This window comes from Azoarcus sp. CIB (assembly GCF_001190925.1).
Taxonomy (GTDB): domain Bacteria; phylum Pseudomonadota; class Gammaproteobacteria; order Burkholderiales; family Rhodocyclaceae; genus Aromatoleum.
In genome coordinates this window covers 2,149,928-2,175,014 of the sequence record NZ_CP011072.1, presented here as the reverse complement: position 1 = coordinate 2,175,014, position 25,087 = coordinate 2,149,928, and the positions used below count along the sequence as shown (strand labels likewise).

General features: G+C 67.5%; 24 protein-coding genes. 14 read left to right on the top strand and 10 right to left on the bottom strand.

Going from position 1 to position 25,087, the window contains the following annotated elements; translation table 11 throughout:
* The first annotated feature begins 347 nt into the window (after window positions 1–347).
* Window positions 348–1,496 carry a cyclohexanecarboxyl-CoA dehydrogenase gene (gene aliB / locus AzCIB_RS09620; protein ID WP_050415695.1) on the top strand — a complete coding sequence of 383 codons (1,149 nt, stop codon included), beginning with the start codon at window positions 348–350 and terminating at the stop codon, window positions 1,494–1,496.
* On the opposite strand, the gene AzCIB_RS09615 is transcribed toward aliB, so the two are convergent.
* Window positions 1,493–1,963, bottom strand: a complete 471-nt coding sequence (locus AzCIB_RS09615) for a MarR family winged helix-turn-helix transcriptional regulator (protein WP_050415694.1) — start codon at window positions 1,961–1,963, stop codon at window positions 1,493–1,495. The two genes, aliB and AzCIB_RS09615, sit on opposite strands and share 4 nt — an antisense overlap.
* A 99-nt stretch (window positions 1,964–2,062) precedes the next feature.
* On the opposite strand from AzCIB_RS09615, the gene badH reads away from it, so the two are divergent.
* The 4 genes from badH to AzCIB_RS09595 all read left to right on the top strand — a co-directional run bounded on the left by badH (window position 2,063) and on the right by AzCIB_RS09595 (window position 5,719).
* Window positions 2,063–2,830: a 2-hydroxycyclohexanecarboxyl-CoA dehydrogenase gene (badH, locus tag AzCIB_RS09610; protein WP_050415693.1), complete on the top strand. Its 768-nt coding sequence runs from the start codon at window positions 2,063–2,065 to the stop codon at window positions 2,828–2,830.
* A 34-nt stretch (window positions 2,831–2,864) separates the two neighbouring features.
* Window positions 2,865–3,647 (top strand): 2-ketocyclohexanecarboxyl-CoA hydrolase, encoded by a 783-nt coding sequence (gene badI, locus AzCIB_RS09605; RefSeq protein WP_050415692.1) that lies wholly within the window; start codon window positions 2,865–2,867, stop codon window positions 3,645–3,647.
* A gap of 180 nt (window positions 3,648–3,827) precedes the next feature.
* The gene (locus AzCIB_RS09600) at window positions 3,828–4,982 is read left to right on the top strand and encodes an acyl-CoA dehydrogenase family protein (RefSeq protein ID WP_050415691.1); all 1,155 of its coding nucleotides are present in this window, start codon (window positions 3,828–3,830) and stop codon (window positions 4,980–4,982) included.
* On the top strand, window positions 4,979–5,719 hold the full coding sequence (locus tag AzCIB_RS09595) for a nitroreductase (RefSeq protein WP_050415690.1): 741 nt from the start codon (window positions 4,979–4,981) through the stop codon (window positions 5,717–5,719). The genes AzCIB_RS09600 and AzCIB_RS09595 overlap by 4 nt, the downstream gene beginning before the upstream one ends.
* A gap of 124 nt (window positions 5,720–5,843) precedes the next feature.
* Here AzCIB_RS09595 and AzCIB_RS09590 read toward each other — a convergent pair whose 3' ends face one another.
* On the bottom strand, window positions 5,844–6,458 hold the full coding sequence (locus AzCIB_RS09590) for a transferase hexapeptide repeat family protein (RefSeq protein ID WP_050415689.1): 615 nt from the start codon (window positions 6,456–6,458) through the stop codon (window positions 5,844–5,846).
* Between the two features lie 216 nt (window positions 6,459–6,674).
* Here AzCIB_RS09590 and AzCIB_RS09585 point away from each other — a divergent pair, with 216 nt between their 5' ends.
* The 4 genes from AzCIB_RS09585 (at window position 6,675) to AzCIB_RS09570 (ending at window position 11,012) form a co-directional block, all read left to right on the top strand.
* Window positions 6,675–7,445, top strand: a complete 771-nt coding sequence (locus AzCIB_RS09585; RefSeq protein WP_050415688.1) for an enoyl-CoA hydratase — start codon at window positions 6,675–6,677, stop codon at window positions 7,443–7,445.
* A gap of 3 nt (window positions 7,446–7,448) precedes the next feature.
* Window positions 7,449–8,969, top strand: coding sequence for a 3-hydroxyacyl-CoA dehydrogenase (locus AzCIB_RS09580; RefSeq protein WP_050415687.1), 1,521 nt, complete (start codon window positions 7,449–7,451; stop codon window positions 8,967–8,969).
* A 29-nt stretch (window positions 8,970–8,998) separates the two neighbouring features.
* Window positions 8,999–10,207, top strand: a complete 1,209-nt coding sequence (locus AzCIB_RS09575; protein ID WP_050415686.1) for a 3-oxoadipyl-CoA thiolase — start codon at window positions 8,999–9,001, stop codon at window positions 10,205–10,207.
* Between the two features lie 214 nt (window positions 10,208–10,421).
* Entirely contained in the window at window positions 10,422–11,012 is a 591-nt protein-coding gene (locus AzCIB_RS09570) for a nucleotidyltransferase family protein (protein ID WP_050415685.1), read from the top strand.
* Window positions 11,013–11,028: 16 nt separating this feature from the next.
* On the opposite strand, the gene AzCIB_RS09565 is transcribed toward AzCIB_RS09570, so the two are convergent.
* The 3 genes from AzCIB_RS09565 to ipdC all read right to left on the bottom strand — a co-directional run bounded on the left by AzCIB_RS09565 (window position 11,029) and on the right by ipdC (window position 14,402).
* Window positions 11,029–11,685, bottom strand: coding sequence for an HAD family hydrolase (locus AzCIB_RS09565; RefSeq protein WP_050418309.1), 657 nt, complete (start codon window positions 11,683–11,685; stop codon window positions 11,029–11,031).
* Between the two features lie 218 nt (window positions 11,686–11,903).
* Window positions 11,904–12,767: a DUF3025 domain-containing protein gene (locus AzCIB_RS09560; protein ID WP_050415684.1), complete on the bottom strand. Its 864-nt coding sequence runs from the start codon at window positions 12,765–12,767 to the stop codon at window positions 11,904–11,906.
* A 12-nt stretch (window positions 12,768–12,779) separates the two neighbouring features.
* Complete coding sequence (ipdC, locus tag AzCIB_RS09555) at window positions 12,780–14,402, bottom strand: indolepyruvate/phenylpyruvate decarboxylase (protein ID WP_050415683.1); 1,623 nt, start codon at window positions 14,400–14,402, stop codon at window positions 12,780–12,782.
* 120 nt (window positions 14,403–14,522) lie between these two features.
* On the opposite strand from ipdC, the gene AzCIB_RS09550 reads away from it, so the two are divergent.
* On the top strand, window positions 14,523–15,044 hold the full coding sequence (locus AzCIB_RS09550; RefSeq protein WP_050415682.1) for an Lrp/AsnC family transcriptional regulator: 522 nt from the start codon (window positions 14,523–14,525) through the stop codon (window positions 15,042–15,044).
* Here the strand turns inward: AzCIB_RS09550 and AzCIB_RS09545 are convergent.
* Window positions 15,041–15,601 (bottom strand): YcbK family protein, encoded by a 561-nt coding sequence (locus AzCIB_RS09545; protein WP_050418308.1) that lies wholly within the window; start codon window positions 15,599–15,601, stop codon window positions 15,041–15,043. The two genes, AzCIB_RS09550 and AzCIB_RS09545, sit on opposite strands and share 4 nt — an antisense overlap.
* Here AzCIB_RS09545 and AzCIB_RS09540 point away from each other — a divergent pair.
* The gene (locus AzCIB_RS09540) at window positions 15,600–17,336 is read left to right on the top strand and encodes a L,D-transpeptidase family protein (protein WP_083446945.1); all 1,737 of its coding nucleotides are present in this window, start codon (window positions 15,600–15,602) and stop codon (window positions 17,334–17,336) included. The two genes, AzCIB_RS09545 and AzCIB_RS09540, sit on opposite strands and share 2 nt — an antisense overlap.
* A gap of 12 nt (window positions 17,337–17,348) precedes the next feature.
* On the opposite strand, the gene AzCIB_RS09535 is transcribed toward AzCIB_RS09540, so the two are convergent.
* The 3 genes from AzCIB_RS09535 to pdhA are packed head-to-tail and all read right to left on the bottom strand — an operon-like array spanning window position 17,349 to window position 20,513.
* A complete protein-coding gene (locus AzCIB_RS09535; RefSeq protein WP_050415681.1) occupies window positions 17,349–18,452 on the bottom strand; it encodes a dihydrolipoamide acetyltransferase family protein in 1,104 nt (367 codons plus the stop codon).
* A complete protein-coding gene (locus tag AzCIB_RS09530) occupies window positions 18,449–19,429 on the bottom strand; it encodes an alpha-ketoacid dehydrogenase subunit beta (protein WP_050415680.1) in 981 nt (326 codons plus the stop codon). Before AzCIB_RS09530 ends, AzCIB_RS09535 begins: the two co-directional genes overlap by 4 nt.
* Window positions 19,422–20,513: a pyruvate dehydrogenase (acetyl-transferring) E1 component subunit alpha gene (gene pdhA, locus AzCIB_RS09525; RefSeq protein WP_050415679.1), complete on the bottom strand. Its 1,092-nt coding sequence runs from the start codon at window positions 20,511–20,513 to the stop codon at window positions 19,422–19,424. Before pdhA ends, AzCIB_RS09530 begins: the two co-directional genes overlap by 8 nt.
* Before the next feature lie 428 nt (window positions 20,514–20,941).
* On the opposite strand from pdhA, the gene AzCIB_RS09520 reads away from it, so the two are divergent.
* The 3 genes from AzCIB_RS09520 to AzCIB_RS09510 are packed head-to-tail and all read left to right on the top strand — an operon-like array spanning window position 20,942 to window position 24,107.
* A complete protein-coding gene (locus tag AzCIB_RS09520; RefSeq protein ID WP_050415678.1) occupies window positions 20,942–22,576 on the top strand; it encodes a methyl-accepting chemotaxis protein in 1,635 nt (544 codons plus the stop codon).
* 37 nt (window positions 22,577–22,613) lie between these two features.
* Window positions 22,614–23,726 (top strand): Glu/Leu/Phe/Val family dehydrogenase, encoded by a 1,113-nt coding sequence (locus tag AzCIB_RS09515; protein ID WP_050415677.1) that lies wholly within the window; start codon window positions 22,614–22,616, stop codon window positions 23,724–23,726.
* A 39-nt stretch (window positions 23,727–23,765) separates the two neighbouring features.
* Entirely contained in the window at window positions 23,766–24,107 is a 342-nt protein-coding gene (locus AzCIB_RS09510; protein ID WP_050415676.1) for a thioredoxin family protein, read from the top strand.
* 28 nt (window positions 24,108–24,135) lie between these two features.
* Here AzCIB_RS09510 and AzCIB_RS09505 read toward each other — a convergent pair whose 3' ends face one another.
* Window positions 24,136–25,041 (bottom strand): Dyp-type peroxidase, encoded by a 906-nt coding sequence (locus AzCIB_RS09505; protein WP_050415675.1) that lies wholly within the window; start codon window positions 25,039–25,041, stop codon window positions 24,136–24,138.
* Window positions 25,042–25,087: the final 46 nt, after the last annotated feature.

Genomic DNA, 25,087 nt, shown 5'->3' with positions numbered 1-25,087 from the left:
ACGGCGACGCGTCGGCGTGGAAATGCGGTTCGGCAATGCCTGTTGCGCCCGGTTTACCTGGGCACGTCTCGCTCGTTGATGTTGGCCCCCGGCCTTCGCCGATGGCGACGCAAAGCTATTATCTTTGCAGAAGTAAGTCAATAGATTGTCGCAACGGCGGGTATGCGTGGCTGGCTGTGCTGGCTTGTGGTTCGCTGTAAAAATCTGTGCAGAAAGGGCGGCGGGCCTTTTTGGTGTTGGTTGGTGATGAACCCAGTTTTGGCCGGTTAAAAAAAGAAATAGCAATGTATTGACAGATAAGTTCGATGCTCCCTAGAATGCGCTCAACCTACACAGGAGGAGCAGCGATGGATTTCAGTCTCAGTCCCGAGCAGCAAGCGCTCGTCGACACCGCAAGCCGTTTCTCCCGCGAGCGTCTCGCTCCCGGCTACAAAGCACGCGAAAAGGCCGAACGCATCGAGCGCGAAGTGATCCGCGAAATGGGCGAGCTGGGCTTCCTCGGACCGGAGCTGCCCGAGGAGCATGGCGGCATGGGGGTCGACTGCCTGACCAGCGGCCTGCTGCTGGAGCAGATCTCGTATGGCGACTTCAACGTCTCCTACGTGAATCTGCTCACCTCGCTGTGCGGCCAGATCGTCGCGAACTACGCGCAGCCGGACATCGCCAAGGAGTGGCTGGGCCAGGTCATCGCCGGCAAGAAGTCGATCGCGATCGCGCTGACCGAACCCAGCGCCGGCTCCGACGCAGCGCGCCTGAAGCTGAAGGCGACGCGTGACGGTGACGCGTGGGTGCTCAACGGCGAGAAGACCTCGATCTCGATGGCGACGCAGGCGGATGTGGCGGTCGTGTTCGCCCGCACCGGCAGCGAAGCCGATCGTGCTCGCGGCATCAGCGCCTTCCTGGTGCCGATGGATCTGCCGGGCATCACCCGCACGGCTTTCGACGACATCGGCACCCGCCCGGTGGGCCGCGGCTCGATCTTCTTCGACGACGTGCGTGTGCCGGCCGAAATGATGCTCGGCGACGAGGGCAAGGGTTTCGTTCAGGTGATGCAGGGCTTCGACTACAGCCGCGCGCTCATCGGCATCCAGTGCATGGGCGTGGTGCGTGCCTCGCTCGACGAGACCTGGCGCTACGTGCAGGAACGCGAGGCCTTCGGCAAGAAGATCGGCGAATTCCAGGGCGTGACTTTCCCGCTCGCCGAAGCGGAGACGATGTACGAGGCATGCCGCGCGCTATGCCTGAAGACGCTGTGGCTGAAGGATCAGGGCCTCGAGCACACGGCGGAAGCCGCGATGTGCAAATGGTGGGCGCCCAAGCTGGCGTGCGAAATCATTCACCAGTGCCTGCTGACGCATGGCCACGGCGGCTATGCGAGCGACTACGACTTCGGTCAGCGGTATCGCGACGTGATGGGTCTGCAGATCGGCGACGGCACCGCGAACATCATGAAGATGATCATCGGCCGCCAAAAGCTCGCAGCGCACGAGATCTAAAGCCTGGCCATGTTTCGCTGCAAGAGGCTCACGTAATGGATGAACTGCAGGCGGTCGTCGAACGAGAAACCCTTCAGCGCCTCGTCGTAGAACGCGTGGATGGGGTCGGCGAGCTTGACCCACAGTTCCTCGCCCTTTGCGCTGAGCCTCACCTTGCGCGAGCGGCGGTCTTCGGTGCTGGTGACGCGCTCGATCAGGCCGTCGCGCTCAAGGCGCGTGAGGATGCCGGACAGGTTCTGGCGGCTGACGAGGAGGAAGCGCGACAGCTCGCCGACGCCCATGCCTTCCTTGACCTTCGGGCGGGACAGGGCGCCGAGCACGGACCACTGCTGCGTCGTCACGCCGAATTCGTCGAGGGCCTGCGTGCCCTTGGTGTGCAGCGTGTTAGTGGCCTGGAAGAAACGGAAGAACAGCCGGTTGCTGATCTCCATTGTGGCGAGGTCCTTGGCAGCGGAAAGGTCTTTCATCGGGGCGCCGGGTTGGTTTCGAACGGCGCCCATTGAAGCGCAAAGCATGGCCCGAACGCAACGGGCCTGATTGATGGTTACCCAACAGGAGGAAGCAAAATGAGAGGTCTTGAAGGCAAGGTCGTGATCGTGACGGGTGGTGCCGGTGGCATCGGTTCCGCAATCTGCCGCCGCTTCGGCGAGGAGCGTGCGAGCGTCGCGGTGTTCGACATCAACCGCGAAGCGGCCGAAGCCGTTGTAGCGGAAATCCAGTCCGCCGGCGGCAAGGCGCGTGCCTATGCGGTCGATCTGACGAGCCAGGATTCGGTGATCTCGGCCGTAACGGCCGCCGAAGCTGAACTCGGCCCGATCGACGTGCTGGTGAATAACGCCGGCTGGGACAAGGTCGGCAACTTCCTCGATACCGAGAAGCCGCTGTGGGACAAGATCGTGGCGATCAACCTGTACGGCGCTCTGTACATGCATCACGCGGTCGTCAAGGGCATGCGCGAGCGCGGCCGCGGCCGTGTCATCAACGTCGCGTCCGACGCCGGCCGTGTCGGCTCGTCCGGCGAGGCGGTGTACTCGTTCTGCAAGGGCGGCCTGATCTCGTTCTCGAAGACGCTGGCCCGCGAAGTCGCCCGTCAGCAGATCAACATCAACGTCGTGTGCCCCGGCCCGACCGACACCCCGCTGCTGGATGACATCTGCGGCGAAGGCGAGCGCGGCGAGAAGCTCCGTACCGCCTTCACCCGCGCCGTGCCCTTCGGCCGTCTCGGCCAGCCGGGCGACCTGGCTGGTGCCGTGACCTTCCTCGCCAGCGACGACGCCGCGTTCATCACCGGTCAGGTGATCAGCGTGTCGGGCGGCCTGACGATGGCCGGTTAAGCACCCAATTCACGACAACGACAAGGAGCAGAACATGGAATACCAGGACATTCTCTACACCAAGCAGGACGGCATCGCGACCGTTACGATCAACCGCCCCGCCCAGTACAACGCCTTCCGCGCCCAGACCTGCGAGGAGATGATCCACGCGCTCAAGGATGCGGATTACGACCGCAGCATCGGCGTGGTCGTCCTGACCGGCGCCGGCGACAAGGCCTTCTGCACCGGCGGTGACCAGGGTACGCAGGACGGCGGCTACGGTGGCCGCGGCGTGATCGGCCTGCCGATCGAGGAAGTGCAGAGCGCCATCCGCGACATCTCCAAGCCCGTGATCGCTCGCGTGAACGGCTTTGCGATCGGCGGCGGCAACGTGCTCGTGACGATCTGCGACCTCGCGATCGCCTCCGACAAGGCCCAACTCGGCCAGGCCGGTCCGCGCGTCGGCTCGGTCGACCCCGGCTTCGGCACCGCGCTGCTGGCGCGTGTGGTCGGCGAGAAGAAGGCGCGCGAGATCTGGTACCTGTGCCGCCGCTACAACGCGCAGGAAGCGCTCGCGATGGGCCTCGTCAATGCCGTCGTGCCGCACGACCAGCTCGACGCCGAAGTGAAGAAGTGGTGCGACGAGATCGTCGAGAAGAGCCCGACCGCAATCGCGCTGGCGAAGAAGTCGTTCAACGTCGATACGGAAATGATCCGCGGCATGGGCGGCCTGGCGATGCACGCGCTCAAGCTCTACTACGAGACGGCCGAGTCGGCCGAAGGCGGCAATGCCTTCCGCGAGAAGCGCAAGCCCGAGTTCCGCAAGCACCAGAAGTAAGCCGGTATTGCACGGCCCGCCGTAGGGCGGGAGAAGCGTGAGCGTATCCCGCCATAGCGGCGTGGCGACATCCCGACGATCGGTTGGCGGGATGCGCTGCGCTCCTCCCGCCCTACGTCCGACCGTCGCCCGATCGGCACCTATACAACATTGCATCAACACCCGGAGAGGGAACACGACATGATCCGCGACCAGGAGACACTCAACATTCTTCTCGACACGATTTCGCGCTTCGTGCGCGAGCGCCTCGTGCCGCAGGAGGCGCACGTCGCCGAGACCGACCAGATCCCCGCGGAGCTGGTTGACGAGATGAAGGAACTCGGCCTGTTCGGGCTGTCGATTCCCGAGGAATTCGGCGGCATGGGGCTGACGATGGAAGAGGAGGTCCTCGCGACCTTCGAGATCGGTCGCACCTCGCCGTGTTTCCGCTCCCTCTTCGCCACCAACAACGGCATCGGCGCGCAGGGTATCGTCATCGACGGCACGCCCGAGCAGAAAAGCTATTACCTGCCCAAGCTCGCGACCGGCGAGATCATCGGCGCCTTCGCGCTCACCGAACCCGACAGCGGTTCCGACGCCGGCAGCCTGCGCACCAGCGCGCGCCGCGACGGTGACCATTACGTGCTGAACGGCACGAAGCGTTACATCACCAACGCACCCGAAGCCGGCATCTTCACGGTGATGGCGCGCACGAATCCGGACGCCAAAGGGGCGCATGGAATTTCGGCCTTCATCGTCGAGCAGGGCACGCCGGGCCTGTCGCTCGGCCCCATCGACAAGAAGATGGGCCAGAAGGGCGCGCACATCTGCGACGTGATCTTCGAGGACTGCCGCGTGCCGGCAACGAACCTGATCGGCGGGCGCGAGGAAGTCGGTTTCAAGACCGCGATGAAGGTGCTCGACAAGGGGCGCATCAACATTGCCGCGGTGTGCGTGGGTGTGGCCGAGCGCATGCTCGACGACGCGCTGCGCTATGCGCTCGAGCGCAAGCAGTTCGGCAAGCAGATCGCCGAATTCCAGCTGATCCAGGCGATGCTGGCCGACAGCAAGGCCGAGATCTATGCCGGGCGCAACATGGTGCTGGATGCCGCACGCCGTCGCGACGACGGTCTGGACGTCGGCACGGAAGCCGCGTGCGCCAAGCTCTTCGCTTCGGAAATGTGCTGCCGCGTCGCCGACCGTGCCGTGCAGATCTTCGGCGGCGCGGGTTATCTTGCGGAATACGGCATCGAGCGCTTCTACCGCGACGTGCGTCTGTTCCGCATCTTCGAGGGCACGAGCCAGATCCAGCAGCTCGTGATCGCCCGCAACATGATCCGGGCTGCAGGCGAATGAACGCGCGCGTGCGTGAGGATCCCGTCGTGTCCTTCGGCGGCGACGAGGCAGCGCTCGACTGGCTGATCTCGCGTCGCCGTTCGATACGCGCCTTCCTGCCGGTCACCGTCGATACGGGCACGATCGAGGATGTGCTGCGGATCGCCGCGCGCGCGCCGTCTGGCAACAATATCCAGCCGTGGCGGGTGCACGTCGTGGCCGGCGCGAAGCTCGAGTCCTTGGTGAACGCCGTCTGCGCCGCCTTCGACGAGGGCAGCGACAGCCATGCGCCGGAGTATGCCTATTACCCGAACGAGTTCTTCGAGCCGTATCTGGGCAGGCGGCGCCGCAGCGGCTGGGGACTCTACGCCCGGCTCGGCATCGAGAAGAGCGACCGCGAACGGATGCGCGTGCAGACGCGGCGCAACTTCCGCTTCTTCGATGCGCCGGTCGGCTTGATCTTCACCATTGACCGTCGCTTGGGGCAGGGCAGCTGGATCGACTACGGCATGTTCCTGCAGAACGTGATGCTGGCAGCCGAGGCGCGCGGTCTTTCCACCTGCGCGCAGGCGGCCTGGACGCCGTACCACCGGCTCATTTCCGATGTACTCGGCTTCGGCGAGCACGAGCAGCTTGTGTGCGGCATGGCGCTCGGTTACGGCGATCCCGACGCACCCGAGAACGCGCTCGTGACCGAGCGCGCGCCCTTGTCGGAATTCGTTGTCATGCACGGCGAGGCGGCCGTTGCAGAACACTGAGGTTTTTCCGTGGGGCGCTCGAGCTGAGCGTCCCGCCTCCGGTGCAGTTCGTCCTGCTCCCTTCTCCCAAACTCGCCGGAGTTCTGGCCGGCTCGACGCCTTCGCGTCGAGCCGGATTTTTTCCTCAGCTACGCTTCTTTTGCTCGCTCAGCGGCACGATCTCGGGCATCACGATGCGCTTGCGTCCCGACTCGACCGCCGTCAGCGCGTCGGTCTCTTCCATCGTCGCGAGGCAGCGCACGGCAAGGTTCTGGTAGATGCCCGTCCCGCGCACCTTCCACGCCATTTCCTGCTCGGTGAGCGCGCGCACGACCTTGGCCGGCACGCCGGCCACCAGCGAGTTGGCCGGCACGTCCATCCCCGCCTTCACGAAGCTGCACGCCGCGACGAAGGTGTTCTCTCCGATCACGGCGTTGTCCATCACCACGGCGTTCATGCCGACCAGCGCATTGCGCTTGATCGTGCAGCAATGCAGCACGGCGCCGTGGCCGATGTGGCCGTTCTCTTCAACCACCGTATCGTGCTCGGGGAAGCTGTGGATCACGCAGGTGTCCTGCACGTTGACGCCGGCCTGCAGGATCAGGCGGCCGAAGTCGCCGCGCAGGCTGGCACAGGGGCCGACGTAGCAGCCGGGGCCGACGATCACGTCGCCGATCAGTACGGCAGTGGGATGGACGTAGGCGGTCGGGTCGACGACCGGCACGACGCCGTCGATCGCGAATACTCGGGGTGTGCTCATCGAAGCTCCTTGTTCGCCCGCAGAGCGGGCTCGTGGGGTGGGGGGCAGCCCCGGTGCGATCTTCCCGGCCTTACGCGCCGGGTCAGGCCTGAAAGGCATTATATTGCCCCGTTTATTCGATTCTAGGGGTTTATCCCTCGGCGGAAAAGCAGTATCGTGCATTTTCCAAATTAGACAGAAAAGCGGTTCGCAGTGCGGACCCAAGGAGAGAGCGAGATGGATGCAGTAGTCGTCGAACGGCCGAATCCGCAGGTCGCGGTGGTGCGGCTCAACCGGCCCGAGGCCCGCAACGCGCTGAACCAGCAGGTGCGCATGCAGCTGGCCGAGCACTTCACCGCGCTCGGCCGCGACCCCGAAGTGCGCGCCATCGTCCTGACAGGCGGTGACAAGTACTTTGCCGCTGGCGCCGACCTGCGCGAAATGGCCGAGGCGGGCGCGATCGAGATCATGCTGCGCAACACCCATCGCCTGTGGGGCGCGATCGCGAGCTGCCCGAAACCGGTAATCGCCGCGGTGAATGGCTTCGCATGGGGCGGCGGCTGCGAGCTCGCCATGCACGCCGACATCATCGTCGCGGGCGAGGGTTCGTCGTTCTGCCAACCGGAAGTGAAGGTCGGGATCATGCCCGGCGCCGGCGGCACGCAGCGCCTGGCGCGTGCGGTGGGCAAGTTCAAGGCGATGAAGATGGTGCTGAGCGGGCAGCCGGTGAGCGGGCGCGAGGCGGGCGAGATGGGCCTCGCGAGCGAGGTCGTGCCGGACGCCGAGGTGCAGTCGCGCGCGATGGAGCTGGCGACGCAGATCGCCGCGCTGCCGCCGCTCGCGATCACCCAGATCAAGGAAGTGCTGCTCGCCGGCCAGGACGCCTCGCTCGACGCGGCGCTGATGCTCGAGCGCAAGGCGTTCCAGTTGCTGTTCGCGAGCCGTGACCAGAAGGAAGGCATGCAGGCCTTCTTCGACAAGCGTCCGGCCGGTTTCGAGGGGGTTTGAGAGATGTTCGATGCAATGCGTAATGACCTGACGCTGGGCGTCGTCGGCACGGGCCTGATGGGCCGCGGGATCGCCCAGATCGCCGTGCAGGCGGGCGTGGCGGTGCGGCTCTTCGACACCCGCGCGGGTGCGGCCGCGGAAGCGTGCGATGCGGTGGGCGGCATGCTCGCCAAGCTCGCCGAGAAGGGCAAGATGGACGTCGCTGCCGCGCGCGCGGCGACCGAGCGAATGACGGTGGCGGCGAGCCTCGCCGAGCTTGCCGGCTGCGACGTCGTCGTCGAGGCGATCGTCGAGAACCTCGACGCCAAGCGCACCCTGTTCCGCGATCTCGAAGAGGTGGTGGCGGACAGCTGCGTGCTGGCGACCAACACGTCGTCGCTGTCGGTGACCTCGATCGCCGCCGGCTGCCGCCGCCCCGAGCGGGTCGTGGGCTTCCACTTCTTCAGCCCCGTGCCGCTGATGAAGGTCGTCGAGGTCATCGACGGCGTGCGTGGCGACCGCGCGGCGGGCGATGCGCTGACCGCGCTGGCTCGCCGCATGGGCCACACCCCGGTGCGCGCCGCCGACACCCCGGGCTTCATCGTCAACCACGCCGGACGCGGCTACCTCACCGAGTCGCTGCGCGTGCTTGGCGAAGGCATCACGGACTTCGCGACGCTGGACCGAATCCTCAAGGAATCGGTCGGCTTCCGCATGGGGCCGTGCGAGCTGCTCGACCTCACCGGGCTGGACGTGTCGCATCCGGTCATGGAGTCGATCTACGACCAGTATTACCAGGAGCCGCGCTACCGCCCGTCCCCGATCACGCGCCAGCGGCTCGCCGGCGGGCTGCTCGGGCGCAAGAGCGGACAGGGCTTCTACGTGTACAAGGACGGCAGCGCCGAGCCGGTCGCCATGCCCTCCGTGCCGGCCGTCGCGCCGCAGCCCCTGTGGGTGAGCCGGCGTGACGCCGACCTGCACGCGCGCGTCGTCGCGGCGCTGGAGTCGCAGGGCGTCGCGCTCGACCGCGGCGAACGTCCCGCAGAGGGTTCGGTGTGCATCGTGCTGCCGGTCGGCACCGATGCGACCACCTGCGCGCTGGCCGAGGGGCTGGATCCGAAGCGCACGCTGGCGCTCGATCCGCTGTTCGTTGAAAAGCACCTGACCCTGATGACCACGCCGCTGACCGCAGCCGAATCGCGCGATGCTGCGTGGGCGGCGCTCGCTGCCGGCGGCAAGTCCGTGTCGGTGGTGCGCGACAGCGCGGGCCTCGTCGCGCAGCGCGTCGTCGCGGCGATCGTCAACATCGGCTGCGACATCGCACAGCAGCGCATCGCGACGCCGGAAGACATCGATTCGGCCGTGCGCCTGGGCCTCGGCTATCCGAAGGGGCCGCTCGCGCTCGGCGATTCGCTGGGTGCCTCGACGATCCTCGCGATCCTCGACGGCATGCACGAGTTCTACCGCGATCCGCGCTATCGCCCGAGCCCCTGGCTCACCCGCCGCGCGCGCCTGGGCGTGTCGCTGCTGACGCCCGACAACTGACAACCATACCCGTTACCAAAGGAGATTCCATGCTCGACGCCTACATCTACGCCGGTCTGCGTTCCCCCATCGGCCGCCACGCCGGCTCGCTCGCCCCGGTCCGTCCCGACGACCTCGTCGCCACCGTGATCCGCGAAGTCGTCGCGCACTCGCCGTTCGCTGCAGCGGACATCGAGGACGTGGTCCTCGGCTGCGCCGCGCAGGCCGGCGAGGATTCGCGCAACGTCGCACGCCACGCGGCACTGCTCGCGGGCCTGCCGACCAACATCGCCGGCCAGACGGTGAACCGCCTGTGCGGCAGCGGCTTGGCCGCGGTGCTGGACACCGCGCGTGCGATCACCGCGGGCGAGGGCGAGCTGTACGTCGCCGGCGGCGTCGAGAGCATGAGCCGCGCGCCCTTCGTCGTCGCGAAGGCCGAATCGGCCTACAGCCGCGACTTCAAAGTGTTCGACACGACCATCGGCGCGCGCTTCCCGAACCCGAAGATCGTCGAGCAGTACGGCAATGACAGCATGCCGGAGACGGGCGACAACGTCGCCGCGGAATTCGGCATCTCGCGTGAGGATTCGGACCGCTTCGCTGCTGCGTCGCAGGCGAAGTACGCGGCCGCGAAGGAAGCGGGCTTCTACGCAGGGGAGATCCTGCCGATCTCGGTGGCGACCGGCCGCAAGACCCCGCCGCTGGTCGTCGCCGATGACGAGCATCCGCGCGCAGAGTCGACCTACGAGTCGCTGGCGAAGCTCAAGTCCCTGTTCCCGAACGGCGTTGTCACCGCCGGCAACGCCTCCGGCATCAATGACGGTGCGGCGGCGCTACTGATCGGCAGCAAGGCAGCGGGCGAGAAGGCCGGCGCGAAGCCGATGGCGCGCATCCTCGCGGGTGCAGTGGCGGGCGTCGAGCCGCGCATCATGGGCGTCGGTCCCGCCTATGCGATCCCGAAGGCGCTCGCGCGCGCCGGGCTCACGCTCAAGGACATGGACGTCATCGAGATCAACGAGGCCTTCGCGCCGCAGGTGCTGAGCTGCCTGAAGCTGATGGGTGTGGCGTTCGACGATCCGCGCGTGAACCCCAACGGCGGCGCGATCGCGATCGGCCACCCGCTCGGTGCGTCGGGTGCGCGCATCGCGCTGTCGGCCGCGCGCGAGCTGGAGCGGCGCAACGGCCGCTACGCGGTGGTCAGCCTGTGCATCGGCGTCGGCCACGGCATCGCGCTGGTGATCGAGCGCATTCCGGGCTGAGGCAGGGGCGAACGCGCACGATCCCGTAGGGCGGGAGGAGCGCAGCGCATCCCGCCACAACGGCGTGTCATCATGTCCGGCGTGCGTATGGCGGGATACGCCTCCGGCTCCTCCCGCCCTACGGCCCGGACACCGTCAGGGCAGGCAGCACTCGTGGGCAATACGCATCAGGTAAGCTGTGGCCCGGCAATCGTGTTCGCGTGGAGGTGGGGAAATGGAAGACCGTCCGACATCGTCCCGCGGCATCGTCGGTATCCTGCTCGCAGCGGGGCAGGGCTCGCGCTTCGGCAGCAACAAGCTGTGTCATCCGATCGCCGACGGAACGCCTGTCGCGGTGCGCAGCGCAGTTAACCTGCGGGATGCGCTGGGCGACGTACTTGCGGTGGTGCGCCCGGACGATGCACTCCTGCGCGGGCACTTCGACGGGGCGGGAATTCCGTGCGTCCTGTGTCCCGACGCCGAGCAGGGCATGGCGGCGACGCTTGCCTGCGGGATTCGTGCGACGTCCGGTGCCGCCGGCTGGATCATCGCGCTGGGCGACATGCCCTATATCCGTCAGGGCACGATGGCTGCGGTCGCGTCGGCGATCGCCAATGGCGCTCTGCTCGCCGCACCGTTCGTCGACGGGCAGCGCGGCCATCCGGTCGGATTCGCAGCGCCGCTGAAGGACGAATTGCTCGCGCTGCAGGGCGACGAAGGCGCACGGCGCGTGATCGGCGCATACAAGGAGCAGTTGCGCCGCATCGACTGCGACGATCCGGGCATCCTCGCCGATATCGACGTTCCTGCCGACCTGCGCCCCTGAAGCGGGCGCCGTCGTTTCAGTCGTCTAGCAGCGCCTCTGTCAGCGTCGCCGGGCTCGCAAAGGCCCGCCAGTGGGTGGCCATTTCCTCGGGCACCAGGCTGCCGTAGCCCCAGGTCGCGGCGAAGAAGGGCAGGCGGTTCGCGTCGGCCGATTCCCCGTCCTCGCTACGGTCGCCGACGTACACCGACACGTGCTCGGGAATGTCGTGGTCGGCCATCAGGCGCGCGATCATCGCCGCCTTGCTCGGCAGGCGCGGCTCGAAGAGATCCAGCGCATACACCGTCTTGAAGTAGCCGCTCCAGCCGAGGTGATCCAGGATCAGGCGGGTCGGATGCAGGCGCTTGTTGGTCGCGATCGCGAGCGTGCGCCCGCTGGTGGCGAGGCGTTCGAGCATGTCGCCGACGCCCGCATAGGCCGCAGTTTCCCGATAGCCCGTCGTGTCGTAGCTCGCCTTGAAGTGGCCGGCGAGCTCGTCGATGACCTGCGGATCTTTCGTCCCGGCGAGGATGTGCAGCGTCTCGATCAGCGGCGGCCCGACGATGGACTCGTCTATCGTCACGGCCGGCGCGCGTCCCGCGGCAGCGAACGCCTGGCGGTAGCTCGCGAGGATCGCGGGGGCGGAGTCGATCAGGGTGCCGTCGAGGTCGAAGAGGACGTACTGGAAGCGGGACATGGACATTGGGATGCTTGCGGTCGGGCGTGCATTTTACGGCGCTTCGCGTAGCGCCGCGGCGAGGTTCGAGTCACTCGCCCGGGCGGCGCACAAATTCGATCGTCGTCGGACATGAGCGGTGAAGGGGAATTCGTAGGGCGGATGAGCCGAAGGCGTTATCCGCCGAATGTATTGCTCCGTCGGCTGACATGCGGCGGAAGGCGCTTCGCTTTTCCGCCCTACGATTCATGCATGCGATTGTCAGCATACCTCGCCGCTAGCCGCTGGTTCGCCAGTGCACGCTCCGGGCGGAACTGGCGGGTGTCGCGGTAATACGCAGCGGACTCGTTTTCCGGCGTGACGTCCGGAATCCCGAGCAGCGGCAGCGGTGCAAGCTCGCGCGGGGTATTGAGCAGGCCGGCATCGACCAGTTGCTCGGCCAGCCACGCGTCGGTCTCCCTCTGTCGTTCGGTCGCGGGCAGGTCCAGCCACGACCCATCGACGACGCGGTAGAGCGCCTTGCCGCACAGCCCGAAGAAGGGCTCGCGCAGCTGTTCCCACGTGCCGTGACCGAAGACGAGGAAGCGGGTGCTGGCGATCAGTCGCGCGCGCCGCGTCCAGAAGGCCTCTTCCCACGCATGGGCAGCGAGCAGGGCGGGGATCTCCGGATCGCTCGATACGACGACGATGCCGCATTCGTCGAACTGGGTCAGTGCGTCGCGCCGCGGCCCGCGGCCGGGAATTCCCGCCGCGGTGCGCGCGTCGCGTTCGCGCCGATGGAGGATGTTGCAGGCCGCCTTCGCGCGCGGCCAGACGCACCACGCGAGCGCGTTGAAGAAATCGTGCCAGTCGTCCGCGCGCGTGGGCACCTCGCCGGTCACGTAGATGTGCTCCTCGTAGGCGAGGGCGTCCGCGGGCGGCAGGATGAAGCGGATCGGTTGCCCGCCCCCGCTCGTGGCGCCGGTCGCGACGTCGCGCAGCAGCGCGTCGAGCGGCGCGGTGCCGGGAAGCTCGGGCGCAGCGAAGCGCGCGAGCATTGCCGCGATCGGTTCGAAGAGCGGCCGGGCGGCGAATGCCGCGGGGGTGTCTGTTCCGGCCGTCATCGCTCTCCTGCGCTATTTCGTGCTCATGCGTTTCACTCCGGCGACGAAGCGCGACAGCGTCGTCGACAGCACGCCGCGCGGGATCGCCACCTCGATCAGCTGGAAGCGGCCGCGCGTCGCGATCGCCTTGTCGAGCGCGGCCTTCAGCTCGGCGCGCGTTGACACGCGCACGCCGTCACCGCCGAGGCCCGCGGCCATCTCCGCGAATCCCCAGTGGCCGAGGTCGTTGAAGCCCGATTCCGGCTGGAAGGTGCGCAGCATCTCCCAACTCTCGTTGTTGAACAAGAGCACGATCGGATCCCAGCCGTAGCGCTTGCAGTTGCCGAGTTCCCAGCCGGTCATCTGGAAGGCGCCGTCGCCGACCAGGATCAGAGGGCGCTGGCCGCTGGTCGCCTGCAGACCGAGACCGGCGGGCACGCCGAAGCCCATCGTGGCGTAGTAGCCGGGGGCGATGAGCGCCGTCTGCTCGATCTCCATCGCGGTGAACAGGCAGTCGCCGATGTCGGATGCGATCGGCAGCTTGCCGTGTGCGGCGAAGAGGTCGTTCACCGCCTTCGCGATGTCCGTCGGCGCGATCGTCTCGCCGTCGGCGACCAGGCCCTTCGGGTACTGATGGTGTGCGACCGGGAAGGCCTTGTCGGCATTGCCCTTGACGCGTGCGAGCATCTCATCGACGAGTGCGGCGAGCGGGATGTTCGCGTACAGGTGGTAGCCGAGCGTGACCTGGCCGTTGTGCGCCTGGATGGTCTTGCGCAGGTCGATGCGGGTCTCGGACACGGCGAAGTTCGTGTCCGAGATGATTTCGCCGAGCAGGAAGAGGCCGTCCGAGCCTTCGACGAGCTGCGTGACGTCCGGCAGTCCCGCGACGCCCATGTAGGTGCCGACCAGCGGCGCGTCGCAGTCGGTGAGCAGGCCGCGTCCCATGAAGCTGGTGACGACCGGCAGGCCGAGGCGGCGCGAGAGGTCGGCGACCTTTTCCTCGAGGCCGAAGCGGCGCACCTCGACGCCCGCCATCAGCACCGGGCTCTTCGCGACGTCGAGCCGGGCAAGGATTTCGTCCACACAGGCTGCCAGTGCGTCGCGGTCGATCGCGCGCGGTGCCTCGCGCTCGACCGGCGCGCACGGCTCGCGCACCATGTCGCGCGGGATCTCGATGTAGACCGGCTCGGAGTTGCGCAGGCAGCTCGCCAGCACGCGGGCGATGTCGGCCGGCGCGCGCGCGGCGTCGTCGAGCTTGACCTGGTCGCAGGTGATCTCCTTGAAGATCTGCAGCTGCGAGTCGAGCGTCTTGGCCTGATGGTGCAGCAGCAGCCCCGAACTCGCCTCGCCCTTGCCGGGGCCGCCCGACAGCACCACCACCGGAGACTTCTCCGCATAGGCCGCCGCAACGGCATTGACCATGTTGAACGCGCCCGCGCCGTAGGTGACGGCGGCGACGCCCAGGCCGCCGCGGATGCGCGCAGTCGCGTCGGCCGCGAAACCGACACCCGGCTCGTGCGAGAGCGTGTACAGCGGCAGGATCTCCGACTCTTCGATGACGCGGAAGTAAGGCAGTGCGAAGTCGCCGGGGATGCCGAAGATCTCTCGGGCGCCGTGGTCCTTGAGCGCGTGCAGCAGGGATTCGACCAGGTTCATGGGTTGCTCCTCCTATACGTTGTTGTAGAGCATTATTGCGCGCGCATCGCGCACATTGCGTTCGTTATGTGCGCATAATGCGGTCGTTAATGCACGAAATGCGTATGAGGATGCCAAACGATGCAACAGATCGTCGTCGATAAGTTCGACCTGCAGATTCTCGATGCGTTGCAGCGCCGCGGCAACGCCACCAACAGCGCGCTCGGCGAGGAAATCCACCTCTCGGCGTCGCAGATCAGCCGGCGCATCAGCCGCATGGAACAGGGCGGGATCATCGCGTCCTACGCAGCGCTGCTGGACCCCGCCGCGGTCGGGCTGGACGTCTCCGCCTTCGCGCAGGTCACGCTGGAGCGGCACGGCGAATCGCGCAGCGACGCCTTCGAGCGCGCCGTGGCGGCGCTGCCGGAGGTGGTGGCGTGCTTCTCGGTGAGCGGGGACGCGGACTACGTGATGCACATCGTCGCGCCGGACCTGGTGGCGTTCTCCGACGTGATGATGAAGCGCATCATGCGGCTGCCGGGGCTCGCGCACTTGAAGACCAACATCGCGCTGAAGACGGTGAAGCAGACGAGCGTGCTGCCGCTCGACCACATCATGCATGCGCCGCAGCCGCGGCGGCGGATGCAGTTCGCGTCGGCTTAGGCGCCCCAGTGGCGCACGCGCCCGGTATCGAGGTGAACGAAGTCCGATTCCGGGTAATAGCCCACGCCGCCAGCCTTCAGAGCCAACGCGGCATCGCGCAGCGCGGCGGTGTCGAAGCCGGGCATGCGCACGTCGATCGCGCGGCCGTCCATGTGCAGGCTGCGCGTCGCGACGCCCTTGCCGTCGGCCTTGTGCAGTTTTTCGTTGGTCGTCGGCGCGCGGAAAGCCGAGATGATTTCGAAACTTTCTCCACCGCAAACCGTCCGCAATGTATGGAGAATATCCAGCAGGCGCGGATCGATGCGGGCGACATCCCCGGTGCGGAAGTCGCGCATCAGCCAGTCGATGCGCTCCAGCGCCGAGGGCAGGTAGGTCCCGCCGCTGCGGTAGACGACTCGCAGGCTTTCGTCGGTATGCGTGTGACGGAAGCACAGCTCGCAGTCGAGATCGGCGACGCTGGCCTGCGCCTTGCCGAAGGTCAGGCCAAAGGGCAGGGCGGCGAAGCCTTTCAGCAGGAGCCGGCGATGTGCGGCGGCATGGCGGAGGTGTGTCGACATGGAGATACGGAAAACGAGGCGACCGGACAAGGGCGCAATCGTAAACCGGGCGGCGCGGATTGGGCGGCTGATCGGGCGGGTGTTACAACTCATCGCGCTGGCCCTGTGCGTGGCCGGCGGGAGTGCAACTGCGGGCCTGTTTGGCGAGGCTGACGGCGACGCCGTGCGCCTCGCGCTGCGCGAACGCGTCATCACGCTGCGCACCAACGGCGACCTGCGTCCGGGGGGCGGGGAGATCGCCGCGCGCCGCCTGATCCCCGACTTCTACGCGAGCCGCGACTACGCGCCCGTCTGGAGCAGCCCGCAGCAGCGGCGCGCGCTGCTGCGGGCGGTGGATGACAGCGCGAGCCACGGCCTCGATCCGGCCGATTACCAGTTCGATCTATTGCGTAGCCACGCGAACGACGGTGTGCGGGACGCCGGCAGGCTCGCGGACCGCGACCTGCTGTTCACCGAGGCGCTGGTGCGGCTCGTCTATCACCTGCGTTTCGGCAAGGTGGACCCGCGCGACCTTTACGAAGGCTGGAATTTCTCGCGTTCGCTAGGGGCGGTCGAGCCGGTGCAGGCGCTGGAAGCGCTGATTGGTGCCGAATCGCTCGGAGCGGCAATCGAATTTTATGCGCCGCGCCTGGATGCCTATCGTCAGCTACGCGCGGCCCTGCTCGCGCATCGCGCGATGGAGGTGCTGGGCGGCTGGAGTTCGGTTCCGGCCGGCCCGACGCTGCGGCCCGGCGATCGCGACCTGCGCGTCCCGGCCCTGCGCGAGCGTCTCAGGGGGAGCGGCGACCATCTTCAGCCGCCGCCGTCCGACCGCGAACTCTTCGACGATGCCTTGCGCGACGCGGTGGTCGCGTTTCAGGCACGCCACGGACTTGAGCCGGACGGGGCCGTCGGACGCAAGACGGTCGCTGCGCTGCAGGTCGACGTGGGACGTCGCATCGACCAGATCCGCGTGAATCTGGAACGCTTGCGCTGGATCGCGCAGGACGTCGCGGGCGATTACCTGCTCGTGAACATCGCCGGCTTCAATGCCCGCTTGCACCTGGACGGAAAACTCGCGTGGCAGTCGCGTGTCGTCGTCGGCCGCCCCTATCGCAAGACGCCGGCCTTCCGCGCCGAGATGCAGTACCTCGTCTTGAATCCGGAGTGGGTGATTCCGCCGACGATCCTGAAGGAGGACGTTCTGCCCAAGGTGGCGCGCGACCGCGCTTATCTCGCTGAACACGACATGCACGTAGTGACCAACGCTGGGCGTGAGATCGATGACCGCGACGTCGACTGGGCGCGCTACGGCAGAGGCGGCTTCCCGCATCAGATCGTGCAGGCCGCGGGACCGGACAACCCGCTCGGACGCGTCAAGTTCATGCTACCCAATCCGTACGCGGTATATCTGCACGACACCCCGGCGAAGACGTTGTTCCAGCGCAGCGAACGCGCCTACAGCTCGGGCTGCATCCGGCTCGAGCGGCCGATGGAGCTTGCGGTGCTGCTGCTCGACGATCCCGGACAGTGGAGCGCGGAGGCGCTGGAGGCGGAGATCGCGAAGGGCGAGACGCGCAACGTGCAGATCGGGCGACGGGTGCCGGTGATGATCCTGTACCACACGGCCGAGGTGGGCGAGGACGGGCGCACCTATTTCCACCCCGACCTGTACGCCCAGGATGCCGCAGTACTCGAAGCCCTCGCGCGCCCGTTCCGCTTCAGCGCGGTCGGGCGCACCGGGCCGGGTGGGTGAGCGGCCGCTCCCTCACGCCGGCTTAGCGAGGTCCGCGATCACCGCGGCGAGGAAGCGGCCCGCTTCGCCGCCCGTCACGACGCGATGGTCGAAGGTGAGGCTCAGCGGCAGCACGCGGTGCACCGCCGGCTTGCCGTCGAACGCGACGACCGCATCATGCACGCGCCCCGCACCGAGGATCGCGACCGTGGGCGGCACGACGATGGGCGCGGCGTACTTGCCCGCGATCATGCCGAAGTTCGACAGCGTGATCGTGTTGCCGCGCATCTCCTCGGCGGGGATCTTGCGCGCCGCGACGTCCGCGCGCATGCGGTCGAGTCCCGCGCGCACGTCGGCCGGGTCGCGGTTCGCGACGTCGCGCAGCACCGGCACGAAGAGCCCGTCGGTGAGGTCGACGGCGATCCCGACGTCGACCTTCGCCAGCACGCGCCGGCCCATCGTGTGGCTCTCGTACCAGGCGTTGAGCCCCGGCTCGGCCCTGCAGCCGGCGACCAGCGCGCGGATCAGGCGGATCGTGATGTCCGTGCCGGCCGGCCAGGCGTGGATGTCGGCGTCGTCGATCACGGTCGCGGCGGCGACTTCGCTCTGCGCGAGCGCCATGTTCTGCGCCATCGCGCGCCGCACGCCGCGCAGGATCTCGGGCGGCCCCACTTCGGCGAGGATCTTCGCGACGCGCTGCACGTCGGCGAGCGTGATGAGCCCGTCCGGCCCCGAGGGAGTGACCATGGACAGATCCACGTTCAACTGCCGTGCCTGCGCGCGCACCGCCGGGGTCGCCTTGATCGCCGCCGCAGGCCGGCCGACCGCGGCCGGCGCCTCCTGCTGCACCTGCGTGCCGACCTTCACTTCACCGACCACCGTCCCTGCATCCGCATCCCCGGCGGCGCCTTCGAAACCGATCAGCGGCGCGCCGACCAGCACGATCTGGCCCGCCGCACCGAACAGCTTCTCGATGCGCCCGGCCCACGGAGCGGGAATCTCGACGATGGCCTTCGCCGTCTCGACCGACAGCAGCGGCTGGTCGGCCTGCACCTCGTCGCCCGGCTTGACGTGCCACTCGACGATCTCGGCTTCCTGCAATCCCTCGCCCAGGTCGGGCAGTTTGAAGATCTTCATGCGCCCTCCAGCGTTTTCCTGACCGCCGCGACGATGCGCTCGACGCTCGGCATGTACTGGTATTCGAGCCGCGACAGCGGCACCACGACGTCCCATGCGGTGACCCGCTGCACCGGTGCCAGCAGCGAATACAGTCCGTGCTCGGCGAGATTCGCCGCGATCTCCGCGCCGAAGCCGCCGGTGCGCGTCGCCTCATGCACGATCACGCAGCGGCCGGTGCGGGCGACCGATTCGAGGATCGTCGTCATGTCGAGCGGCTTCAGCGTCGCAACGTCGATCACCTCGGCCATCACGCCTTCCTGCGCGAGCGCCTCGGCCGCGGCCTGGGTCTCGTTCAGCATCGCGCCCCAGCTCACCAGCGTGACGTCGGTGCCCGCGCGCAGCGTGAAGCACACGTCGAGGGGCAGCGCCTCGCCGTCATCGGCCACTTCCTGCTTGAACAGGCGGTAGAGCCGCGTCGGTTCGAGGAAGATCACCGGGTCCGGGTCGCGGATCGCGGCGAGCAGCAGCCCGTAGGCGCGCGAGGGGGACGAGGGGATCACGACGCGCACGCCCGGCAGATGGGCGAACAGCGCCTCGGGGCTTTCCGAATGGTGTTCCGGCGCATGAATGCCCGCACCGCAGGGCGCACGCACGACCAGCGGGCAGGACAGCCGTCCGCGCGTGCGGTTGCGCAGGCGCCCGGCGTGATTCCAGATGTGATCCATTGCGGGGTAGATGAAGCCCGAGAACTGGATCTCCGCGACGGGTTTCAGGCCCTGCGCCGCCATGCCGATCGCGGTGCCGACGATCGCCGTCTCGGCGAGCGGCGTGTCGACCACGCGCTCGGGGCCGAAGCGCTCCTGCAGTCCGACGGTCGCGCGGAACACGCCGCCATTCACGCCGACGTCCTCACCCAGCACGACCACCGACGGATCGTGCGCCATCTCCCAGGCCTGGGCGCGATTGATGGCCTCGACCAGATTCAGCTCAGCCATGGCTGCTTCCTCCGTCGTGCGACGCGAACCATTGCGCCGCCTCGCGCTGCTCCTGCAGTGCTGCCGGCAGTGTCGCGTACAGGTAATCGAACATCGCCGTCGTGGTGGGTGGCGGGATCGCGAGATAGGCCTCGACCGCGTCATTGATCTGCTCGGTGCACTCCTTGAGCAGGCGCTCTTCCTTCTCCTGATCCCACGCCCCGATGCGCGCGAGGTAGTTGCGCAGCCGCCGGATCGGCTCGTTCGCCCATTGCTGCTGCACGACGTCGGGATCGCGGTAGCGGGTCGCGTCATCGGCCGTCGTGTGGTCGCCCAGCCGGTAGCTGATCGCCTCGATCAGGCTCGGCCCGCCGCCCGCGCGCGCCTTGTCGATGGCCCTGCGCGCGGCGTCATGCACGGCGATCACGTCGTTGCCGTCGACCTGCACACCCTCGATGCCCGCCGCGATGGCCTTCTGTGCGAGCGTCGGCGTTGTGGTCTGGTGCTCGCGCGGCACCGAGATCGCCCACTGGTTGTTGTTGATCACGACCACCAGCGGGGCCCGCCACACCGCCGCGAAGTTCAGCGCTTCGTAGAAATCGCCCTTGGAAGTCGCGCCGTCGCCAAGGAAACAGGCCGCGATGCGCGCCTCCTTGCGCAGCTTGAAAGCGTACGCGACGCCTGCGGCATGGCACACCTGGGTGCCGATCGGCACGCAGATCGGGAAGTCCTCGCGCGGCACGGAAAAATTGCTGCCGCGCTCGTCGCCGCCCCAGTACAGCAGGCTCTCGGTCATCGTCACGCCGCGCACGAACTGTGCCGCGTGGTCGCGATAGGACGGCACCAGCACGTCCTCTTTGCGCATCGCGCCGGCGACGCCGACGCCGATCGCCTCCTGGCCGAGCGCCGATGCGAAGGTGCCGATCTTGCCGGTGCGCTGCAGCGCGATCGCCTTCGTGTCGAAGGCGCGCGTGAGCTGCATCGCACGGTAAAGGGGAATCAGGTTGGCTGCATCGAGTGTGAAGGCGGGCAGTTCCTGCGTCGCCTCGCCCTCCGCATCGAGAAACCGGGTGAATTCGACTTCGAACCGGGCAACGATAGCCATGGCCAGTCTCCTCGTTCGTCTCTTTTTTCTTGACCCTGTCCAGCTCCAGTCTAATGCATGCCCCCACCGGTCGGGCGCCCATACCCCGCATCGAAGGAAAGACGTCACGCTGACACCGCGATTGGCTGCGGCCCGAACTGGACCATGCAACGCCGCGGGGTGTCCGCCGGCGAACAGATGGTCAATCCGTCGACCGTCGCCGCACGCGGCAGTTTCCTGGCGCTGAGCCGATCGCCAATAGGACGAAATGACGAGTATTTCCCCGCCTCTTCATGACGTGGCGCTGTGGCGATGTAGATAGAATGCGATACGTGAGGAGTGTAGGGTCTGCGATGCGCGCCATCCCGCGGATCGCACAGCGATCGGGGTTCGTCCCCGGGCGTGGCCCGGAATTTTTGCGCCCCTGCGCGGGGCGAAGGTGGAACGAAATGCTGCGGACTTCCGATATCAAGATCTGGGTTCGACTGACTGCGTCGATCTGGGCCCTGCTGATCGTCGTGTGGGCGGGGATGATCTTCTGGGACAGCCACAACAGCCGCAAGCTCGCGGTCGAACAGGCAATCGATTTTTCGCTCAGCATGCACGACTCGGCGCTGGCGGGGCTGACGGCGATGATGATCACCGAGACGATGCACAAGAAGCATGTGCTGCTCGACCAGATCAGCCATCTCGCGGCGATCCGCGAACTGCGCGTCGTCCCGGGCGAGCTCGCGCGCGAGGGCGTCGAAAGCGCCAAGGACGAGGGCAAACCGCGCAACGACCTGAAGCCCAACGAGCTCGAGGCGCAGGTGCTGCGCACGGGCGAACCGTACGTCGAGGTCCGCGAGGACGACAAGGGCGCTTACCTGCTCGCGATCCGTCCGACGAAGAACGTCACCAAATACCTCGGCAAGAACTGCGTCGAGTGCCACGACGCGCCCGAGAACGCCACGATCGGCACGATCGGGATCAAGATCTCGCTCGACAAGACGGACAAGGCGATCACCGCCAAGCGCTTCGAATCCCTGGGGGTCGCGCTGGTCGCGAGCCTGGTTGTGCTCCTGTTCATCTGGTCCTTCATCCGCGGCGCCGTCACCGGGCCCCTCGAGCGCATGGTCGCTGGACTGCGCGCGATCGTTTCGGGCGAGGGCGACCTCACGCGCCGCCTGGAGGTGCGCGGCAGCGACGAGATCGGTATTGCGTCGGCGGTCTTCAACGAGATGATGGCGAAGATCGCGGGACTGGTGCGCCACGTCGGCGAGTCGGCCGCCCAGGTGTCGACCGCCGCTGCGGAACTCGTCGTGCGCGCCGATCAGGTCGTCGCATCGTCGAAGAGCCAGAGCGCCACCTCCGCGACCACGGCGCAGGCCGTCGAGCAGATGGTCGCGAGCATCGCCACGGTCGCCCGCAGCGCCGAGGGAGTGCGCCAGTTGTCGCGCGAGAGTCTGCGTCGCTCGGACGAAGGCAACGCCAGCCTCACGACACTGGATGAGCGTGTCGGCATGGTCGAGACCACCGTGCGCGGCATCGCCGATTCGGTCGGCGAGTTCGTGTCGAGCACGAAGGCGATCACGCACATCACCAGCGAGGTCAAGGAACTGGCCGAACAGACCAACCTGCTCGCGCTCAACGCGGCTATCGAGGCCGCACGGGCGGGCGAGCAGGGCCGCGGCTTTGCCGTGGTGGCCGACGAGGTGCGCAAGCTTGCCGAGAAGTCGGCCTCTTCGGCCAACGAGATCGACACCATTACGCACACGCTCGGCAAACAGTCCGAGCAGGTCACGCGCGCGATCGCCGACGCGATGGATCACATCGCCACCAGCCGCGAGTCTATGATGACGGTGAATGGCGTGCTTGCTGCGGCCAGCGAATCCGTGGTCGCCGTCGGGAGCGGCCTGGACAGCATCGCCGCGGCCACGCAGGAACAGGAGCGGGTGAGCGCCGACGTCTTCTCGGGCATCGAGACGATCAAGCAGACGGCCCAAGGCAACAGCGAGGCGGCCGGTCAGACGGCTGCGGCGGCCCGCAACATGGGCGCGCTGGCAGGGGAACTGCAGGGGGCGGTGGGTCGCTTCCATACCTGATCGCCCGCGCTCGCCCGGCATGGGGGAGGATGGTGCGATGAGCGACGCGTTCGATTTTGCCGACGATCTCGGGCCGGCGAAGATCATCCATATCCGTGAACCGGGCATCGGCCTGAAGGCCGTGCTGGTGGTCGACAACGTCGCCATCGGGCCCGCGATCGGCGGTGTGCGCATGGCGCCGGACGTCAGCACGGAGGAATGCTTCCGGCTCGCGCGCGGGATGACCTACAAGAACGCCGCTGCGGGCCTGCGCCACGGCGGCGGCAAGGTCGTACTCTACGGCGACCCCAAGATGCCGCGCCCCGACAAGGAACGACTCGTCCGCGGGCTCGCGTGCGCGCTGCGCGACATTCGCGACTACATCTTTGGTCCCGACATGGGGACCGACGAAACCTGCATGGCCTGGGTGCGCGACGAGATCGGCCGGGCGGTGGGTCTGCCGCGCGAGCTCGGCGGCATCCCCCTCGACCAGATCGGCGCGACGGGCTGGGGCGTCGCCCATGCGGGCGAAGTGGCGGCGGCCGCCTGCTGCTTCGAACTGGCGGGTGCGCGCGTCGTGATCCAGGGCTACGGGGCGGTCGGCCGGCACTCCGCGCATTTCCTGGCCAAGAAGGGGGCGGTCATCGTCGGCGCCGCCGATTCGGCGGGCACGCTATGGGATCCGCGCGGGATAGACCTCGCCGCGCTGGACGTGCTCAAGGCAGAAGGCCGCTCCGTGATCGATTATCCGGGCGGACAGAAGGGCAGCCCCGATTCCGTGATCGACGTCGAATGCGACATCTGGATTCCCGCGGCACGGCCCGACGTGGTGCATCAGGACAATGTGGGGCGCCTGCGCACGCGGCTCGTGCTGCAGGGGGCGAACATTCCCTTCACGCGCGCGGCCGAGGAGTATTTGCACCGCAAAGGGGTGCTGTGCGTGCCGGACTTCATCGCGAACGCAGGCGGGGTCATCTGCGGGGCCGTGGAGTATGCGGGCGGGAGTCAGGCCGCCGCGATCGCCACGATTGCGGAGAAGGTGCGCGAGAATACGCGTGCAGTGATCGAGACGGCGTCCGCGCAGTCGATCTTGCCGCGCGACGCAGCGATCGCGCTCGCGACCGCGCGAATCAGGAAAGCGATGTCCTTCGGCCGCTGGCGCCCGGCGTGAGCGGAGTCACGGAGTCTGCAACGGGGATTGGAGCCACGGATGGGATCGAACACGGAGTATTCGACGGTTGCACCCGAGCGCAAGGAGATCGACGCGCTGAAGGAGCCGACGGTGCTGGAATTCGGCACCGGATGGTGCGGGTTCTGCCGAGGCGCGCAGCCGCTCATCGCGGAAGCCTTCGCTGCATATCCGCAGGTCCGCCACCTGAAGATCGAGGACGGCCCTGGCCGGCCGCTAGGGCGATCCTTCCGGGTCAAGCTTTGGCCGACGCTGGTGTTCCTGCGCGACGGCGCCGAAGTCGCGCGCATCGTGCGTCCCGGCAGCGTCGCAGAGATCACCGACGCGCTGCAGGTGCTCGGAACCGCTCCTGCAGCCGATTAGGATGGCCGAGAGGGCCGGGCCCCTGTGATCAGCGGCCCGGTATGCGGAGGTCGATGCGGCCGTCGCGCATCGGGGGGCACCAGTAATAGCCGCCTGTCACGGGCCGGCTGAAGCGGAACAGCGCATCGACGATGCCGTCGTCGAGCCCCGCCATGCGGCGCAGTTGTGCTTCGAACGCGTCGACGGAATGTCCAAAGGCCAGGAACACGAGTCCGGACTGCGCACTGTCCGACCACGGCATGGAGCGCCGCAGCACGAAGGCTTCCGGGTCGAAGCTCTCCTGCGCGGTGCGTTTGACATGGGCGGATTCCGGCGCGTCCTCCAGCTCCTCGTTATCGCTCTTGCGCCGGCCCATGATGTGATCCTGCTCGTTCCCGGGCAGGCGATCGAAATGATCGAGATCGTGCCGCCAGTGCTGAACCGCCGCGAAGCTTCCGCCCTGCAGCGAGTCCGTGCCGGTCGAGGTGAAGGCGACGGCGAGTGCCTCGTCGCCCTCGGGGTTCTCGGTGCCGTCCTCGTAGCCCGTCAGATCCAGCCCTTTGCCGTAGCGGAAGGCTTCCGTCGCCTCCACGAGGCGCAGGGCCGGTGCGAGGGCCGCCACGATGCGGCGGCTGCGGTGCAGCAATTCGCCGCGATCGTCGCCGCGCAGCCAGCACCACAGGCCGTGCTGGGTCGAGGGGATGTCGACCGGGCTGCCGCTCAGCGTCGGGAAAGGGCGAAGGCCGTCCATATGCCCGCCCGCGGCGCGAACGAGCGACTCGCCGAGGCCGATGACAGTCGCATCGCCGTCGGCGAGCGGCGCGATCCGGTTCAGCGCGTCGGGCAGCTCGGTCACCGAGTCGAGGGCGAAGAACAGGTGGCGCGCCAGCGCTGGCACGGCCTTCATGATTCCGGCTTGGTGCCGGCTCGTGTCGGGGGTCTTCTCGGGGGTCATGTCAGTTCCCGGTGGAACAAGGAAAGGAGGCGTGGCGCTGTCGGTG

Bases quoted from the DNA above. Each gene is read 5' to 3' on its own strand.
- aliB (WP_050415695.1), top strand. From the start codon at position 348: ATGGATTTCAGTCTCAGTCCCGAGCAGCAAGCGCTCGTCGACACCGCA.
- AzCIB_RS09615 (WP_050415694.1), bottom strand. From the start codon at position 1,963: ATGAAAGACCTTTCCGCTGCCAAGGACCTCGCCACAATGGAGATCAGC.
- badH (WP_050415693.1), top strand. From the start codon at position 2,063: ATGAGAGGTCTTGAAGGCAAGGTCGTGATCGTGACGGGTGGTGCCGGT.
- badI (WP_050415692.1), top strand. From the start codon at position 2,865: ATGGAATACCAGGACATTCTCTACACCAAGCAGGACGGCATCGCGACC.
- AzCIB_RS09600 (WP_050415691.1), top strand. From the start codon at position 3,828: ATGATCCGCGACCAGGAGACACTCAACATTCTTCTCGACACGATTTCG.
- AzCIB_RS09595 (WP_050415690.1), top strand. From the start codon at position 4,979: ATGAACGCGCGCGTGCGTGAGGATCCCGTCGTGTCCTTCGGCGGCGAC.
- AzCIB_RS09590 (WP_050415689.1), bottom strand. From the start codon at position 6,458: ATGAGCACACCCCGAGTATTCGCGATCGACGGCGTCGTGCCGGTCGTC.
- AzCIB_RS09585 (WP_050415688.1), top strand. From the start codon at position 6,675: ATGGATGCAGTAGTCGTCGAACGGCCGAATCCGCAGGTCGCGGTGGTG.
- AzCIB_RS09580 (WP_050415687.1), top strand. From the start codon at position 7,449: ATGTTCGATGCAATGCGTAATGACCTGACGCTGGGCGTCGTCGGCACG.
- AzCIB_RS09575 (WP_050415686.1), top strand. From the start codon at position 8,999: ATGCTCGACGCCTACATCTACGCCGGTCTGCGTTCCCCCATCGGCCGC.
- AzCIB_RS09570 (WP_050415685.1), top strand. From the start codon at position 10,422: ATGGAAGACCGTCCGACATCGTCCCGCGGCATCGTCGGTATCCTGCTC.
- AzCIB_RS09565 (WP_050418309.1), bottom strand. From the start codon at position 11,685: ATGTCCCGCTTCCAGTACGTCCTCTTCGACCTCGACGGCACCCTGATC.
- AzCIB_RS09560 (WP_050415684.1), bottom strand. From the start codon at position 12,767: ATGACGGCCGGAACAGACACCCCCGCGGCATTCGCCGCCCGGCCGCTC.
- ipdC (WP_050415683.1), bottom strand. From the start codon at position 14,402: ATGAACCTGGTCGAATCCCTGCTGCACGCGCTCAAGGACCACGGCGCC.
- AzCIB_RS09550 (WP_050415682.1), top strand. From the start codon at position 14,523: ATGCAACAGATCGTCGTCGATAAGTTCGACCTGCAGATTCTCGATGCG.
- AzCIB_RS09540 (WP_083446945.1), top strand. From the start codon at position 15,600: ATGGAGATACGGAAAACGAGGCGACCGGACAAGGGCGCAATCGTAAAC.
- AzCIB_RS09545 (WP_050418308.1), bottom strand. From the start codon at position 15,601: ATGTCGACACACCTCCGCCATGCCGCCGCACATCGCCGGCTCCTGCTG.
- AzCIB_RS09535 (WP_050415681.1), bottom strand. From the start codon at position 18,452: ATGAAGATCTTCAAACTGCCCGACCTGGGCGAGGGATTGCAGGAAGCC.
- AzCIB_RS09530 (WP_050415680.1), bottom strand. From the start codon at position 19,429: ATGGCTGAGCTGAATCTGGTCGAGGCCATCAATCGCGCCCAGGCCTGG.
- pdhA (WP_050415679.1), bottom strand. From the start codon at position 20,513: ATGGCTATCGTTGCCCGGTTCGAAGTCGAATTCACCCGGTTTCTCGAT.
- AzCIB_RS09520 (WP_050415678.1), top strand. From the start codon at position 20,942: ATGCTGCGGACTTCCGATATCAAGATCTGGGTTCGACTGACTGCGTCG.
- AzCIB_RS09515 (WP_050415677.1), top strand. From the start codon at position 22,614: ATGAGCGACGCGTTCGATTTTGCCGACGATCTCGGGCCGGCGAAGATC.
- AzCIB_RS09510 (WP_050415676.1), top strand. From the start codon at position 23,766: ATGGGATCGAACACGGAGTATTCGACGGTTGCACCCGAGCGCAAGGAG.
- AzCIB_RS09505 (WP_050415675.1), bottom strand. From the start codon at position 25,041: ATGACCCCCGAGAAGACCCCCGACACGAGCCGGCACCAAGCCGGAATC.